The sequence below is a fragment of the Rossellomorea sp. QJM3NY_18 genome, assembly GCF_056173145.1.
The window spans coordinates 2,501,593-2,517,668 of sequence record NZ_CM149659.1; the positions used below are offsets into that span (position 1 = coordinate 2,501,593).

The 16,076-nt window shown below is 42.6% G+C and carries 19 protein-coding genes; 5 read left to right on the forward strand and 14 right to left on the reverse strand.

The genetic code is table 11. From position 1 onward, the window contains the following. Positions 1–15: 15 nt before the first annotated feature. The 3 genes from AC0VXY_RS12840 to AC0VXY_RS12850 form a co-directional block, all read right to left on the reverse strand. On the reverse strand, positions 16–513 hold the full coding sequence (locus AC0VXY_RS12840) for a hypothetical protein (RefSeq protein WP_435990373.1): 498 nt from the start codon (positions 511–513) through the stop codon (positions 16–18). 28 nt (positions 514–541) lie between these two features. Then, positions 542–2,233, reverse strand: a complete 1,692-nt coding sequence (locus tag AC0VXY_RS12845) for a formate--tetrahydrofolate ligase (protein ID WP_435990372.1) — start codon at positions 2,231–2,233, stop codon at positions 542–544. Between the two features lie 194 nt (positions 2,234–2,427). Further along, a complete protein-coding gene (locus AC0VXY_RS12850; RefSeq protein ID WP_475525467.1) occupies positions 2,428–3,102 on the reverse strand; it encodes a class I SAM-dependent methyltransferase in 675 nt (224 codons plus the stop codon). A gap of 196 nt (positions 3,103–3,298) precedes the next feature. Here AC0VXY_RS12850 and AC0VXY_RS12855 point away from each other — a divergent pair, with 196 nt between their 5' ends. Continuing rightward, positions 3,299–3,517: a DUF3892 domain-containing protein gene (locus AC0VXY_RS12855; RefSeq protein ID WP_475525468.1), complete on the forward strand. Its 219-nt coding sequence runs from the start codon at positions 3,299–3,301 to the stop codon at positions 3,515–3,517. Between the two features lie 98 nt (positions 3,518–3,615). Here AC0VXY_RS12855 and mntR read toward each other — a convergent pair whose 3' ends face one another. Continuing rightward, positions 3,616–4,032 carry a transcriptional regulator MntR gene (gene mntR / locus AC0VXY_RS12860; protein ID WP_034758545.1) on the reverse strand — a complete coding sequence of 139 codons (417 nt, stop codon included), beginning with the start codon at positions 4,030–4,032 and terminating at the stop codon, positions 3,616–3,618. Between the two features lie 297 nt (positions 4,033–4,329). Here mntR and cspD point away from each other — a divergent pair, with 297 nt between their 5' ends. Then, positions 4,330–4,530, forward strand: coding sequence for a cold-shock protein CspD (cspD, locus tag AC0VXY_RS12865; protein WP_435990369.1), 201 nt, complete (start codon positions 4,330–4,332; stop codon positions 4,528–4,530). A gap of 53 nt (positions 4,531–4,583) precedes the next feature. Here the strand turns inward: cspD and AC0VXY_RS12870 are convergent, their stop codons facing one another. After that, positions 4,584–4,781: a zinc-finger domain-containing protein gene (locus AC0VXY_RS12870; RefSeq protein ID WP_435990368.1), complete on the reverse strand. Its 198-nt coding sequence runs from the start codon at positions 4,779–4,781 to the stop codon at positions 4,584–4,586. Between the two features lie 73 nt (positions 4,782–4,854). Continuing rightward, complete coding sequence (locus tag AC0VXY_RS12875) at positions 4,855–5,511, reverse strand: reverse transcriptase-like protein (RefSeq protein WP_475525469.1); 657 nt, start codon at positions 5,509–5,511, stop codon at positions 4,855–4,857. Between the two features lie 103 nt (positions 5,512–5,614). On the opposite strand from AC0VXY_RS12875, the gene AC0VXY_RS12880 reads away from it, so the two are divergent. Further along, positions 5,615–6,295 (forward strand): queuosine precursor transporter, encoded by a 681-nt coding sequence (locus tag AC0VXY_RS12880; protein WP_475525470.1) that lies wholly within the window; start codon positions 5,615–5,617, stop codon positions 6,293–6,295. 146 nt (positions 6,296–6,441) lie between these two features. Next, positions 6,442–6,828, forward strand: coding sequence for a reverse transcriptase-like protein (locus tag AC0VXY_RS12885; RefSeq protein WP_435990365.1), 387 nt, complete (start codon positions 6,442–6,444; stop codon positions 6,826–6,828). A 75-nt stretch (positions 6,829–6,903) separates the two neighbouring features. Here the strand turns inward: AC0VXY_RS12885 and AC0VXY_RS12890 are convergent, their stop codons facing one another. After that, the gene (locus AC0VXY_RS12890; protein WP_435990364.1) at positions 6,904–7,170 is read right to left on the reverse strand and encodes a DUF6123 family protein; all 267 of its coding nucleotides are present in this window, start codon (positions 7,168–7,170) and stop codon (positions 6,904–6,906) included. 34 nt (positions 7,171–7,204) lie between these two features. Continuing rightward, positions 7,205–7,693 carry a divergent PAP2 family protein gene (locus AC0VXY_RS12895; protein WP_060672394.1) on the reverse strand — a complete coding sequence of 163 codons (489 nt, stop codon included), beginning with the start codon at positions 7,691–7,693 and terminating at the stop codon, positions 7,205–7,207. Positions 7,694–7,801: 108 nt separating this feature from the next. On the opposite strand from AC0VXY_RS12895, the gene AC0VXY_RS12900 reads away from it, so the two are divergent. After that, the gene (locus tag AC0VXY_RS12900; RefSeq protein ID WP_098440074.1) at positions 7,802–7,939 is read left to right on the forward strand and encodes a small, acid-soluble spore protein L; all 138 of its coding nucleotides are present in this window, start codon (positions 7,802–7,804) and stop codon (positions 7,937–7,939) included. 59 nt (positions 7,940–7,998) lie between these two features. Here the strand turns inward: AC0VXY_RS12900 and AC0VXY_RS12905 are convergent, their stop codons facing one another. From AC0VXY_RS12905 to AC0VXY_RS12930, 6 genes are all read right to left on the reverse strand, one after another. Continuing rightward, positions 7,999–8,931 carry a 5'-3' exonuclease gene (locus AC0VXY_RS12905; RefSeq protein WP_435990363.1) on the reverse strand — a complete coding sequence of 311 codons (933 nt, stop codon included), beginning with the start codon at positions 8,929–8,931 and terminating at the stop codon, positions 7,999–8,001. A 77-nt stretch (positions 8,932–9,008) separates the two neighbouring features. Further along, the gene (locus AC0VXY_RS12910; protein ID WP_475525471.1) at positions 9,009–9,839 is read right to left on the reverse strand and encodes a sulfurtransferase; all 831 of its coding nucleotides are present in this window, start codon (positions 9,837–9,839) and stop codon (positions 9,009–9,011) included. After that, entirely contained in the window at positions 9,836–10,015 is a 180-nt protein-coding gene (locus tag AC0VXY_RS12915) for a hypothetical protein (protein WP_435990361.1), read from the reverse strand. The genes AC0VXY_RS12910 and AC0VXY_RS12915 overlap by 4 nt, the downstream gene beginning before the upstream one ends. 21 nt (positions 10,016–10,036) lie before the next feature. Further along, positions 10,037–13,648, reverse strand: coding sequence for a dynamin family protein (locus tag AC0VXY_RS12920; protein ID WP_475525472.1), 3,612 nt, complete (start codon positions 13,646–13,648; stop codon positions 10,037–10,039). A 727-nt stretch (positions 13,649–14,375) separates the two neighbouring features. After that, on the reverse strand, positions 14,376–14,942 hold the full coding sequence (locus AC0VXY_RS12925; RefSeq protein WP_435994489.1) for an isoprenylcysteine carboxyl methyltransferase family protein: 567 nt from the start codon (positions 14,940–14,942) through the stop codon (positions 14,376–14,378). Next, positions 14,942–16,012 carry a type III polyketide synthase gene (locus AC0VXY_RS12930; protein WP_475525473.1) on the reverse strand — a complete coding sequence of 357 codons (1,071 nt, stop codon included), beginning with the start codon at positions 16,010–16,012 and terminating at the stop codon, positions 14,942–14,944. Before AC0VXY_RS12930 ends, AC0VXY_RS12925 begins: the two co-directional genes overlap by 1 nt. Positions 16,013–16,076: the final 64 nt, after the last annotated feature.

Below are 16,076 nucleotides of genomic sequence, written 5' to 3' on the forward strand. Positions count from 1 at the left end.
GAGCTCAACTTAGGACTAGAAGTCCTTTCGGTCCAGTTGTTTCAGTGTGTCTACAGAGAATGATATCATCTGTAATACATCATCGACCATTTCTTCCGTAATCACCCGATTGAAGGATAAGATCCCCTCATATGAGGTCGGTTTAACGGAGGACTTCACTTCTTTCCACTCCCAGTGTTTATCTTTTCCCCAGGCTTCTTCTAGGATCTCCATATGACGTTGAAGTTTTTCATCACCTTTATAGACGATGAGTATATCCGCTCCCGCCGTATTCTTTTCAGTCATCATCTTTCTTTCTGCCAGGAAATGTCCCATATCCGCCTTCAGATGAAATTCGATTGAAAGCGTTTTTTTGTAAGGAAGTGAATAATGAATTTGATAACAGCGCTCATAATGAGCAAAATCAAACAAATCCTTCCGATCGAGTATCTGAATATCCCCTGTTAAGTCAAGATCGTAGACTGCTCCTTCAAAGATAACCTTCAAGTTATCAAATGCTGTAGGGTCAAACATCTTCGCCACTCCTTTCCATCATTCATCTTTAAAACAGTCCGGCTGCCCTGCCGTCTTCATCTACATCCATTCCGAACGCTGCCGGTTTTTTCGGCAATCCAGGCATCGTCATGACTTCTCCCGTCAAAGCAACGATGAAGCCTGCTCCGATCTTTGGCTTCAGTTCGCGAATCGTGATGGTGAAATTCTCAGGACGGCCGAGTTTTGAGGGGTCATCAGAGAGGGAGTACTGCGTCTTGGCCATACAGATCGGGAGAACGCCCCAGCCTCGCGATTCGAATTCTTCCAACTGTTTTCTCGCTTTGACCGTATACTCCACTCCACTTGCGCCATATACTTTTTTGGCTATGGTGTCAATTTTCTTTTGCAGGGAATCTGACAGCTCATAAAGGGGAGAGAATTCCTTTTTATTCCCTTCTATCTCCTCTAAGACCTTCTGTGCTAAATCGATTCCACCTTCTCCGCCTTTAGCCCATACATCAGTTAATGAAACCTTTTTATTCTGGTTTTCACACCACTTGATCAAGGCATCGATTTCATGGTCACTGTCTGTTACGAACCTGTTGATGGCAATGACAAATGGAACATTGAATTGTTCCAGGGTTTCCATATGCTTCTTCAGATTGGACAATCCTTTTTCCAGGGCCGGAAGATTTTCTTTTTGAAGTTCCTCTTTCGACTGGCCTCCATGCATTTTCAAGGCTCGGATGGTGGCAACCAGAACTACGGCATCGGGAAATTTACCTGCAGCACGGGACTTGATATTCAGGAATTTTTCTGCTCCTAAATCTGCCCCGAATCCGGATTCAGTCACCACATAATCAGCAAGCTTCAAAGCTGTTTTCGTCGCCATGACACTATTGCAGCCGTGAGCTATATTGGCAAACGGACCGCCGTGAATGAGAGCAGGGGAATGCTCGATCGTCTGGACGAGGTTAGGCTTGAGTGCATCCTTCAGCAATAACGTCAGAGCCCCTTCCACACCGAGATCCCGGACGGTCACCGGTTGTTTTAACCAGTTATAGGCGACGACCATCTGAGCGAGCCTTTTTCTTAATTCTCCGATACTCTGGGATAGACAGAGAACAGCCATGATTTCAGACGCTACAGAGATATCAAATCCGTCTTCCCGCGGAATCCCCTGTACGGGTCCGCCCAAACCAACGATGATTTGGCGAAGGGAACGATCATTCATATCAATCGAACGTTTCCATACCACTCTTCTTTGATCGATATTCAATTCATTTCCTTGATGAATATGATTATCCAACAAGGCAGCAAGGGCATTATTGGCTGTAGAAATGGCATGGATATCACCAGTGAAGTGGAGGTTAATGTCCTCCATGGGCAGCACTTGTGAATGACCGCCCCCTGTTGCTCCCCCTTTGATCCCCATCGTCGGTCCCAGGGAAGGCTCCCTCATGGCAATGATGGTCTCTTTATTTAATCGGTTCAAAGCATCCCCGAGTCCCACTGTCACCGTAGACTTTCCTTCACCTGCAGGCGTTGGATTGATCGATGTAACCAGGATTAATTTCCCCTGTGAATGGTCTTTCAGTTTATGTATCGCATCAAAGGATATCTTTCCTTTGTATTTGCCGTAAAGTTCCACGTCATCTTCTGTCAGGCCGATTTTTTTAGCAATCTCCACGATCGGAAGTAATGTGGATTGTTGAGCTATCTCAATATCTGATAATATTTTTTTCTTTATTGTAGTCATGGAAGTTCACCCTCTCAGCTTCAAATTTAGAGTCACCGCAGCTTGTTTCTTTCTATTGTATCTTTATTTTACACTATAAATGAATACTTTTGCTCTTCTCTCGCTACCTATCTCCAACGTGGCCATCCAGACTGATGGGGATGGGAAATAGCAAAACATGATCGATTCTCAGGATGATGAGAATCGATCATGTTTTATTTTTGAAACATAAATAATGTCGTAAAGGTCAAAGCCTGCTTTAATTCATTGGAGAGATTGTCTGTGTGCGTGGGTTTCACGTCTTTTTTGTAGATCCAGTCTTCAGCGACCTTCTTCCATCCTTTGTCTTGAGCCAGCCTCTCCAGTTCCCAAGGCATCATTGTATTGCAGATGACCTCCTTACCTTGAAGACGGGGATAGGCATTTTCCCTTGGATGAGCGGTTGGTCCCAATAGGCCGATGCAAATAAAACCATCCTTACCCACTATCCGTTCAATCTCATTCAATGTGTGTAAAGGATTTTCAGTCCATTCCACTGAATTGATCGCCATTACAGCATCAAATTGTCCGTCTTGGAACGGGAGGGAATTCAAATCCCCCTTAACAAAGGACAGGTTTTCCCTTTCCTGCTTCTTTGCAATATCAATCATGTTTCTAGAGAAATCCATCCCTGTGACCATATATCCTTTTTCAACCAACAGATAAGACCCATATCCATCGCCACAGCCTAAATCCGCAACGATCCTTGCTTTCCCTGCGTGATCATGAAAAAAAGGGATGACGGCCTTTCTGCTCCCAGTTGTCCACATTTCAACGCTTTTAGAATGCCAATGATCGGCATTATCTTCCCAACGGGTATTGGCACTTGTATGCCATTCTGAACTTTTCATATGTACACCTCTGCATTTTTTCTATACTGTTCTATATTCTCAGTCCATGTCCTTAATTCCTGCATGAAAGGACATGAAATCTATATATGTACATAATATTATTATGTAAACTTAAAATCATCTTACAGGTAGAATTATGTTTTCTTTCTGATTTGTTCATACTAATTTTAAAGTCTGAATAGAAAAGGTGATAGATATGGAAGAAATATCCAATGTACAACGGAATTATCATGGAGACATTATAAGCTTCCAAACCTCTTCCGGCCGCATCATTTCCTACCGGAAAGCCGTATTGGAAGCGTCTGTTGGTTTACTTCATGGCGTCACACTCAATGAGAATGAATGGGGAGAAACGGAGCTATCCAGTCTGTCAGTCGAGGATGGAACTTTTAACGACTATCCTTCTATATTCTGATTTCTGAACCGCATATTCAAAAAGGACTTTCATCTAAAATGAAAGTCCTTTACCCTTGTCTTATGTTTTTCGTCGCTTTTAGTAAATGGATAAAATCATTATTCACTGCGGTTTTGAATCGTCCGCAGTCCTTCTACCCGGCTCTTTTCTTCCTCGAAGAATTGTACGAGATCCCCGATGCGATCGATGGAATCCCAGCTTAAATGATGTTCGATTCCTTCCACATCTTCATAAATATGTTCTTCTTTTACTCCAATGACACGAAGGAATTGTTCCAATAGCTCATGTCGATATACTAAACGTTTACCTACTTTATTTCCCTTTGGAGTCAGAACAAGACCGCGGTATTTCTCATAAATGAGATAATCGTCCTTATCTAACTTCTGCACCATTTTGGTAACTGAGGAGGGGTGGACAGATAAAGCTTCTGCTATATCCGATACTCTGGCATAACCTTTATTCTCAATTAACATATAAATCTGTTCTATATAATCTTCCATACTTGGTGTAGGCATTTTTTACCCTCCAAATTCCCATAAATATCATTAAAAGTTTACTATAACTACCGGATGAATACAACCCGGACACGGAACGCCGCTCAACTCAAATCTTCACCTTCATCTCTTCACCGTCGACTAAACCCTAAATAAATATGACGAATGTTGACTCAAAAAACGTCATATTGTATAGTAAAGACATCATTGAAATGAACGATTTTTAGGCTTATTCTAAAAGCTATAAGGATCACTCATTTCGTGAAAACTATTTTCCAGAGGCACAGCTGTGCTTGAACGATTTAGGAGGATTCTAATATGCAAAATGGTAAAGTAAAATGGTTCAACAATGAAAAAGGTTTTGGATTCATCGAAGTTGAAGGTGGAGACGATGTATTTGTTCACTTCTCAGCGATTCAAGGTGAAGGATTCAAATCATTAGAAGAAGGTCAAGAGGTTTCTTTCGATGTTGTTGACGGAAATCGCGGACCACAAGCTGCAAACGTAGTTAAATTATAATCGTACAATACAATAGATCAAAATGATAAAGGGCGGCCTAGAATGGCTGCCCTTTACTTTTGATATGCCTCGTTTTTGTTCAAATATTCTCCGTAATGACGGATTTGTTCCCCAATGGTGCATTGTTCTATGCAAAAGCGGTGAGCATACGTTTTGCCATACTCTTTGCGAAAGTGTGCTTTCAGTAAGCAGTCGTTACAGTAGGTGTCTATAAGCTCATCCACTTTATCCACCACTTCTTTTCGATTCATGAGATCACTCCTAGATTTTTTCACGCACAGCTAATCTTCATTGTATTATTAGAGTATATAATACACAGAAGAATTATTCTAATCGTTTATTACTGTGCACCTTAATGCCTTCCAATGCCTGATTGGCAAGCTTATCGGCTTCTCTGTTGTCTTTCCTGTTCAAGACAATCAGGTTGGGTTTCAGCCCAAGCTTTTGAATCAATCCTTCAATCCGATCAAGCCATCTGCTTAAACCCTCTTCATAGCAAGGCCACTCTCCCCCCAGCTGTTTTATTGCCACCTGGGAATCGCCTTTGATCGTACAAGGTGCATTTTTAACCCCGATTTCTTCAAGCAAACCGATTGCGATATGTAATGCAGCGTATTCAGCTTCATTATTATTTTCGATTTCTTCGAGAAGGGCATTTTTTCTGATTCGAAATGATTCCCCGCCTTTATCGTAATAGATGACGATTCCGGCACCCGCATAGTTCGTTTCCTTATCAAATCCGCCATCAAAGAACACCACAATGTTTTCGGGTTCCTTTTCTAACTCCTGATTCAATTTGATGTATTCTTTCCTTGTCCAAGAGTTCCCCATTTCATCAATGATTTCAAGATCGATGACTCTACCCGATTTCATTAGATCATCTACATGAATCAGTGTTTCTTTCCGCTGGAAAAAACCGGATTCAAACCATATATCGGAAGCCGTTTTGCTTTTATATTTAAATTTGATTTTTATTTTCATTCGTCTTTCACTCCCTTAACTCCATTTTATTGTTCAAAATCATTTTTATTTGTATAATGAGGACTATTGTTTCATTCACTTATGAACGATAGGAGGACTTTTTATGTTTAATATATGGTTTGGACTTGTTTTCGTACTCATTACATTCTCATGTTTACTTATCATGTATCGCATGTTTGGACGAACCGGACTATTCGTTTGGATAGGGATCTCGACAATACTTGCAAATCTTCAGGTCGTCAAGACAATTGAAATCTTTGGTCTGACTGCGACGCTCGGGAATGCCATGTACGGTTCCGCCTTTCTGGTGACAGATATCCTGAACGAAAAATATGGTAAAAAAGATGCACAGAAAGCGGTTTGGCTTGGATTCTTCACGTTGATCGTTATGACTATTATTATGCAACTGGCGCTCATATTTCAACCACATCCTGACGATTTCGCCCAAGAATCCCTTGCGACGATCTTCGGCATCATCCCGCGGATTGCCCTTGGCAGCCTTGCCGCTTATCTTGTAAGTCAGTTTACGGACGTGTATATCTTTACGTATCTGAAGAAGAAATTCCCAACAGATGCCCAATTTTGGATCCGCAATAACGGGAGTACAATGGTGAGTCAACTTTTGGACACGCTCGTCTTCACAAGCATCGCCTTCCTTGGTGAATATCCGATCCACGTCTGGTTCGAGATTTTCATTACAACCTACCTTCTCAAATGGGTGATTTCCCTTATGGATACCCCGTTTGGCTATCTCGCTAAACGATTTCCAAAGAATATGGGATGACCGAAGCCCGGGTGTATGCATTTCACCCGGCTTTTGCTATGTATATAGAGAGTACCCCAGTGAAAAGCATATCATCGAGCATCCTCCTTCATCCCTCTTTATATGCTACTATATTTATATTATGAATATGTACGAGGTGAATACAATTGTTAGAAGTATATATCGATGGGGCAAGTGCCGGGAACCCCGGACCAAGTGGAGCCGGTATTTTCATCAAATACAACGGTGAGGTGGAAAAACATTCGATTCCTTTAGGGATCATGGACAATCATGAAGCTGAATTCCTCGCCTGCAAAAAAGCACTTGAAATCTGTTTGGAGAAGCAGACAGATACCGTATGGTTGAAAAGTGATTCTCAAGCGGTCGTTCATGCGATTGAGAAAGAGTTTGTACGCAATGCACAATATAAATTACTGCTTCGCGATATATTGAGCTTGACGAAGCAAATCAACCTTTTCTTTGTCAAGTGGATACCAAGCAAGGAAAATAAAGCAGCTGATGAGCTCGCCCGTAAAGCCATTCATCTGAACTAAAAGTGATCCCAACTACAAACACTACTTAAAAAAGACCATCAGAAAGGATACGATGCCCTTCTGATGGTCTTTCGGTTATGCCAATCCCTGTTTCTCCATCCACCTCAATGCTTCTTTTCTAGAGGAGATTTTCTGGGAGTGGAGTCTCTCTAATATGGACATATAGAAACTGCTGTCAAATTGTTTCTGTGCTTTTAAAGTGATTTCAATGGCACTATTGACCAGTTCATCCGGGGCGTCTGTGTATTTTTTGCCGAAATAGATGAAGCCAATCGCGTCTTCCTGAAATTTAAATCCTTTATTTTCTAGATCTATGAGAAATTCCTCTGTTGTCTTTTTCACGTTTCTCCTCACCTTATCGCCACTTTGTCTTCTCTTATCTTACAGAAAATTTTTTCTTTTGCCTATCCTTTTTGGAAAACAAGAAGGCAATGAAGCCAAGAAGGGAACCAAGCAATGCGCCGCCTACCACTTCCTGGGGCTGGTGTCCGAGCATTTCCTTCAGTCTCTTAGGTTTCTTCTCCTCGAATTCAACGGTTTCCTTTTCATGCGCCTTCCTGACAAGCTCATCGAGACTATTTACTTTAAGGGTCAATTCACCGGTTTGGCGGCGAATCCCCTGGGCATCGTACATGACGATCAGACCAAAGATGAAGGAAAGAGCGAAATCAATCGTTCTTACCCCTCTCTTTAACGCAATGAATGTCGTCAAAGATGCCACTCCGGCACTATGTGAGCTCGGCATTCCCCCCGTCTGAAAAAACAGCTCAGGCTTCCACTCCTTCTTTTTCAAAAAGTGCAGCGGGATTTTCAAACCTTGGGCTAACGCGATACTAATCAGTGCCGTAATGATTCCTTTATTCACCCTAACACCTCCCTTATTCGTAGTGTGTCCTAATATTCTCTGTACATGGGATAATTGTATGTAACAAAGACAAAATAGTAATGATCACACTAAAGGAGGGTCTTATGTATGACTAAAGGGAACAATAAAAACAAAGGGAAGAGCGCTAAAAGCGTAAACCCGCAAGGAATTTCACAAGATGCTGAATTCGCGGCCGAACCGAAAAGCGCATTAGAAAATGCAGCTAAAAAAACGAATAAAAAATAATCTACAACAAAAAAGTGTCAGGGCTGGGTTCCTGACACTTCTATCACGTTTAGGCAGGTTTAGCTTGAAGCCGCCAACACATTCGAACCTACTAAAAACCTTCTAAGAACTTTAAGCTCTAATTCGTCCACAAGCGTAAGTGTATCATGTGATACATGATCCCATCTCGCTTCTTCAACTGAAACAGAAAGTGGTACTTCACAATGAATTTCAGCCAGTTTCCTTGAAACATGCAGCATGTCCATATCTTCTTCAATCTTCTTACGTTGAGAAGGCGTCAATTGATTAAGATTGGCCAGTACACCGGATATATCGTGATATTGTTGAATCAGTTTCATGGCTGTTTTCTCCCCGATTCCTTTTACCCCGGGATATCCGTCACTTGTATCTCCCATCAGTGCTTTCACATCGATGAATTGCTCCGGAGTAATGCCCTTTTCTTCAACAAAGAGGTCTTTCGTATATGTCTGATAATTCCCAAAACCTTTTTTCAGCAGCATGATGTCGATGTTGTCATCAAGAAGCTGCAGGAGATCCTGGTCTCCGCTTAGAACGGACACTTTGCGTTCGGATTGATGGAGCTTAGCCAGGGTCCCTATACAATCGTCTGCTTCATAGCCCACCACGCCAACATTGGAGAGATTAAATCCTTCGGCCACTTCTTTTGCAAGGTCGAACTGAGGGATCAGTTCGACAGGCGGTGCATTCCGATTCGATTTATAATCGTTGAACACTTCATTACGGAACGTCTGGCTCCCCATATCCCAGCAAACAATGATATGTGTAGGCTTCACATGATCCGCAGCCATCAGCAGGTGCTTCATGAACCCCTGGACCCCATTGGTCGGGAGGCCTTTTGAGTTCATCATGAATTGGCCCGTTACGGCCGTTGCAAAGAAAGATCGAAATAATAATGCCATTCCATCTATTAATAATAAATGCTCATTTTTATTTTCCAAGTCATCCACTCCTAAACACGTCGTTTCGTACATACCTTTTAAAGTATAACATATCAGCATAAATAGCTAATTGGAAAAGAGATGAACCACTTACAATTAGCTACCCGGCATTATTCTGTTTCCACTTTGTGTTCTTCGTATGAAACCCAATCGCTATAGCTCCCTGCATAGAGCTTCACATCGGTAAATCCAGCTTCCTTGAGTGCGATGAAATTTGGTGTTGCTGTTACACCAGATCCACAATAGACAATGATGGGGTCATCTTTTTTAAGCTTCGAGAAACGTTCCTTCTGCTTATCGGGCCCAAGGAAATACCCATCATTCATCCCTTCCGTCCATGGAAGGTTGATCGCGCCGGGAATATGGCCCGGTATCCGGTCAATCGGTTCTTCCCGACCAGAGAACCGTTCCCTGCTCCTCGAATCAATCAACAGGGTCTTCCTATCTCCGTTTGCGATACATTGTATTTCATCCACAGTGGCCAAAATGTCGTCTTTAACGCTCGGACGATAGTTTGTTGGCGGATAATGGGGAACGGTGGACTCCGTCTTTCCGGAACCCTTCTTCCACGCGGCAAATCCACCACTCAGGATATAGACATTTTCATGACCGATATAATGGAACAACCACCAGCATCTGCCCGCAAAAGCCGCTTCCTTTTCATCATAGATTACGATGGTTGTATGATTATCGATCCCGGCATCCTCCACCTTGCGCAGGAAATTCTTCATATTCGGGAGGGGGTGTCGTCCCCCGTGCTTCTTCACATACCCGGATAAATCCTTTTCAAGGTCAAAAAAGATGGCACCGGGAATATGGCTCTCATTGTAACTTTCCCGGCCTTCTGCTGGATTCCCTAACGAAAAACGACAATCGATGATTCTGAGATTCCCATCGTCCATATGTTCATTAAGCCAGTCCGCATCTACCAGCACACTCATGATTTCATCCCCCTCTTCTTCATCAATTTCAGTACTTCTTCCTTCGGTTCCCAACAGGAAAACTGATAGGTGGTTTTGGTCTCATAGCCCAGTCTTGAACAATAATAGGATGTCTTCTGCTCTTTTTTCACTCCTTGAATGTGAACACAGGTAGCACAGCAATGATAAGGATTCACAGTGAATGTCCTCCTTTTTCTTTAAACCTTCTCGAGCTGTTTTAAATCCCGCTTCAGCTGATCCAGGTCCTGTACGGTATCGAGGGCTTCCAGATAAGATGTAATTTGATCGATCACCTGACTTAGCAACTCATCTTTAAGCAACTTGAATTGTTCTTCCAAATAGGTTTGGCCCCATGTGTCCAACCTTGCCTGTTCTTGTGTCAGGTAAGTGTCTGCAGGTTCTTGGAGCAATGCCTCCAATTTTTCCTGAACCACTTTCTTTCCGCCTTTTTCAAAGAATTGCTTTGGATTCTTGAATGTTGAAAAAGCTTCTTCGAATGGTCGCAGTTCCGTTTGGTTAAATGCGCTCTCAAATTCGATGGTCGTTTCATTTTTATAATCCATTGGGGATAGGACCAGATCTTGTTCAACCCGCTGGATTTTTTCTTCCAGGACACCCCATTGATCTCTGAGCTGCTTCTGAATGAACTGCTGAATCCGAAGTGAGGTAGCCCGCATTTCCTGAGCCAGATCAAACCCGATACTTGATAAAAATTCCTTTAATCCTTCACCGATTGCCTGGGACTGGGATGGATATTGGAGAAATAATCCGGAATGAAATGCTTCCTTATAGAAATCCGAGACCCTGAAAAACACTCTTTGTTTCACATAGTGGACGAGCTCCTTTGATTCCTGCATCATCTCTACTGTAAGGGGTTCCTGGGATACGTTATCAATAAGGGAAACAATCTTAGACTTCCGCTCCAAAAGCTCCTGCTTCCTTGATTGTTTATACGTCTTTTCGCTTGAAGCCGAGTGGAGATATTGTTGAAAACGTTTCAACCCTCTCTCCCACTCACCAAGTGCGGATTCGATACTCATGCTCACTAATTCATTCTGTATGAAGGTTTGGAATTCCTTCTTGAATACATCCATACCAGAATGATGAGAATCGGAATCTTTAAATGCCTGCAGAGATGATACTCCGAAAATCCTTGGAAAACGGATTCCATATTGAATCAATTGGTCTTCCACATAATCAATGACTTCATTTTTTTCCTTTTCATCACTTGCGAGGTCGATGGCGTTGACGACAAAAAACATTTTATCCATTTCGAAGGTGTCTTTCACACGCCCCAATTGAATGAGGAATTCCCTGTCTGCCTTGGCAAATGCGTGATTATAATAGGTCACAAAAAGAATCGCATCGGCATTCTTGATATATTCGAAAGCAACACCGGTATGTCGGGCATTGATGGAATCAGCTCCCGGTGTATCGACGAGGGTGATCCCCTGTCTTGTAATATCACAATCGAAATAGAGATCGATCGCCTCCACAAAGCAAGCTTTCGCCTCATCTGCTACATACCCTCTATATTCTTCAAGATCGACCTTCCTCCGCCTGCCAAGGGTTTCCTTAAATAAAGGATACCCTGTTAGAAAGGCTTGAAGGAAAGAGAGGTGGACATTTTCTTTCCCGCTCCCATCAGTCGATAAATCAGGAATCAGTCCCGTGGCTTCGGCCAGAGAAGATGCATTCCGTTTAAAAAAAGAAAGGGAATGATTAATGTCTGACAATAGCTGTTCCTCGGATTTGATTTGTACGTGGGCCGTTTCGTGCTCACACCCCTCCGATACCGGATTGATCCTGTTGATGGACGCTGTAGTGGGATTCGGGCTCACCGGAAGTACTTTTCTTCCTAACAGGGCATTGGCAAACGATGATTTACCGGCACTGAAGGCACCGAATAATGCGATGGTAAAGGATTGATTCGAGAGGCGCTCTCTCTTACCGTCCAATAGATGTGCCATGTTGTTAAACCCTTTGTACTTCCTGAACACATTCGCCATCGTTTCTAACCGTTGAATCGCTTCTTCTTTTGACGAGACCTGCTCCGTGATGTCCTGGGATTGGTTTACGTCACGCTCACGTCCCGTGCCCTCTTTACGATCCAGAACCACGTTGGACGCAAGTGTAAAGTTTTCCTCTCTCTCTTTCCATTTCAAGGTCCATTCTGCAATAATCGTCTCCGCACGCTTTGGATCAACTTCAGCTTTGTTCAACCTTCTGATTTGGGCGTCCTTCTCTTCATCCAGTGAATTCCATTGATAAATGATGCCTGTTTTTTTCTGTAGCTCCTCGAGTTCTTCTTCCATGCCAGCATGCTCTTCCGGCGATGAGTTTTCCATTTCCGTTATCAGTGACTCAATCAACCCGTTCGTTTCATTTCTGGCTTTCCTTTTTAACTCCTCTGAAAGATCATCACAGTATTGAAGAACATAATCACTCGAAACTCCTGCCCCCTGTTTAATTAAACCTACAAGGAATTGATCGTCCACTTCAAGGTTCAATCGATCCCATTCCACGCGTTGATCAGATGAAGGGATATATTCTTTCACTATGTTTTTACCAAGAGTCTTTAAGTGCCATTCAAGTTGAGATTCGATCCGGGAATTGATATCGTCCTTGAATTTTTGAAGTCTCACTGCTTTTTCTTCTTCTGTCTTCTGCTTGGAGAACAGGAAGCCGACTTTAAAGTCCTGTTGTCTGCTTTCCAGAAATCCCTTCGCTAATTCTCTTGTTTCAAAAGGCATTAAATAAGCATTTTTGAGGATCTCTCTTCGATCTTCTTCGAATTGATCTTTTATGGATCTCATATCATTTTTTGCCAGGGTCTCAACGAGCCTTTTTTCTTTTTGAAGAATGGAGTCTTTATTTTTCCATTCTTCCTCTGTAAAGAAATCCTGGGCTCTATCCTCAAGTTTTTCAAGTTCCTCCTCATACCATTTCTCATGTTCAGATCGCAATTGTGAAATAGCCGAGACTGCCGATGCTTCAATCAATTCATCCTTCTTTTTAACCACGCTATCAATCAGTGCTTCCAAGTTTTCAAGGTCATTGCAGGGATGATCGGGATTTTTCAAACTTGTAAAAAACGTCCCATCGGGTACTACACCCCAAGAGGCGAATGAATTCTTGACGCTTTCCTGGAACTGGGTGAAAGACAATTCTTCCTCCTGATGCTTATCGATCTGGTTCACAATCAGATACAGTTTGACACCATGACGCACCATTTCCTTGGTGAACTCAAAATTCACCTGTGATTGGACATGGTTATAATCCATTACATAGAAGACTGCGTCAGCAAGATGGATCGCCGATTCCGTAGACAGCCTGTGGGCATCGTCCGTACTGTCAACTCCCGGGGTATCCAAAACAGAAACCCCTTCAGGCACTTCACTATTTTTCCGTCCGATTTCCACAGAGTACACGTCTTCCCCGTTTTTGCAAAATTCCTTTATGGTCTCAAAATCATACGGTGCCTTAAAGTATAGAGGCTGGGATTGATGATAATGAATTTTCGCAAAGTCCGTTTGTGCGTGATGAACCTTCACCAAATTCGCACTGGTTGGAATCGGACTGGATGGAAGGATGTCTTCCCCCATCAACCGGTTGATCATCGTGGACTTTCCAGCGGAAAAATGACCGCAAAAAGCAAGGATCAATTCATGATTTTTCAACTTTTCAGCCAACCGTTCCACCTTTCCGGCCCTTTCCCCATCCCCGTTCTGGAGGAAAATGTCGTAGTAAGCCGTTAGCTGTTTAAACGTATTATGTAAATGTGTACTTGTATGCTTAATCTGGCTCATAGTCTAATCTAATTCCTTTCTGCACTTAAGAAGAATGATAACGTTTTTATTTTATCGTATTTGAATCAAATTCTCTATGAAATCATATCGGAAAGGGGGATTTGAGAATGATAACAGTATATGCGGATGATTGGATGAGGGGGAAAGGCAATATAGAAGCATGTTTCTAAAAATAACTAAGTCACGGTTTTACGTGTGATCAATTGAATCATTATTGGTATTTGTCTAATCTTATCTCTCAATTGTAGAAGCACAGAGTGGATTGGAGCGGAAGGCACTTTACTCCTACGGGAAATAGAGGAAAAGTCAAGACCCCGCAGGGCAAAAGCCCGAGGAGGCTTGACTTCCTCCCCGAGGAAAGCAAGTGCCTGAAGCGGAAAGGAACGGTCCAAGTATAATAGCTGTCATTTTTACTAACAAAGACAAAAAAAGCCTCTTCCGAAGAAGAAGGCCCTGTTTATCGTGTGGTTTCCGTTGCGATTAAGTTTGATCGAACAAAAGATTTCGAGTTCGTCTGGTATGAAGATATGTTCTTCCGTTGTGCCGGATTCTTCACTACATTAGATAAAACATACTTCATCATGAAGCCATACGCTACTACAGTAAACAATATCAAAAACCATACCATTCTTGTCCCCACCCTTTTGTAATGATACTTGTACTTGAGAATAATTTTCATCTTCAATTAGAATCTTATCAAAATTGATAATCATTTTCAATAAGAAAATCATTTTTCTTTTTTGAATATGGGAATCCATCCCTTCGTATTGAGATGGACCTTCTCATACTCCGTCTCTTCCTTTAGGGCGTGTTCCTCCAGTGGGATTCGGATAGAAAGAATGAATTGGTTTAATAATGCAAATATTAAAAGGGTCCAATAGGCATGAAAGAGTAATGGAACAATCAGAAACTCAAGCGTTACAATCAGATAATTCGGATGCTTCAAAAGTTTATATGGACCTTTCGCTACGACTTCAGCCTGTGGGAGGACGATGATTTTAGTGTTCCAATACTTTCCGAGAGAAGCAATCGACCAGATCCTCCCGAGCTGAGTCAGGATAAAACCGCCAAGTAATAACGGCCAATAGTGATTGACCCCGGAGTGAAAGATCCCTCCTTCAATGAGCAGGGAAATGAAAAATGCAATATGGATGACGACCATCAGCTTATAATGAGACTGCCCGTATTCTTTGGCCCCCCGCTCCTTCATCCACTTTTCATTTGATCTTGCAATAGACAGTTCAACCAGTCTTTGAATCATCAACACCGAGAAAAACAATACAAAGTATAGCATCATTCCCACCTCATCAACAAAAGCTCAGAACTGAACCCCGGTCCCAAAGCAGTGCCGAGGCCGATATCCCCCAGTTCACAGCCTTTTTCCATAAATTCTTTGAGGACATAAAGAATCGTGACAGAGGACATGTTCCCATATTCCTTCAACACCTTCATCGATTCGATTGTCATATTTTCATCCATCCCTAAAGCATCCCTGTATGCTTCGATCACTTTCTTTCCACCCGGGTGGGCCACAAAGTGCTTAATGTCCCGGAGATTAACCCCGTTCGCTTCAATGAACCCCTCTACATTCGGGCGGAGCCAATTTTTCACAAGTGTCGGAATATCCTTTGAAAATACCACATATAATCCATTTTCCTTTACTTCCCATCCCATGACATCCAAGGAGTCCTCAAGCAGCGTCGACTGAGTCGCAAAGATCCTTGGTAATGGATGCACGACGCTCTCTAATAAAGGACTTTCATCTCCGCAAACAAGGGCACATGCCACACCATCAGCAAAAAGGGACGTTCCGATCAAATTGCTCTTTGATCGATCCCCGTGCTGAAAAGTCAATGAACACAGTTCGATTGAAAGAACAAGAACATTGGCCTGTGGAAAGGCTAAGCAGTACTCATACGCCCGCGACAGACCGCTCGCTCCCCCTGCACAACCCAATCCCCAAATGGGAATTCGTTTTATATGGGGGGAAAACGGCAGCCTATTCATGATTCGCGCTTCCAGACTCGGGGTTGAAAGACCCGATGTTGATATGGTGATGATGGCATCGATATCTTCCAATGTGAGCCTATGACGGGAAAGACTCTTATGGATCACTTTACTCCCCAATTCTACGGCATGGTGGATGAATTCATTGTTCTTTTCCTTAAAGGTATGATCCTTCGAAAACCATTCCAAATCCTTCACAAAATAACGGCTTTCTATTTCGCCGTTTTGAAACACACTTATGAGACGTCCTATGTCTCTAAAACTCGAAGAAAACAATTGCTTCGCAAACTCTGCGGCTTCATTTTGCGTGATTTTCACAGGCGGAACTTCTGTTTCCACTGAGAGTATTTTTGGCATGCACAACCACTCCTTACACTTCCATATAAGGATAGCTTTTCCACATGCCCATAAATCATGTATG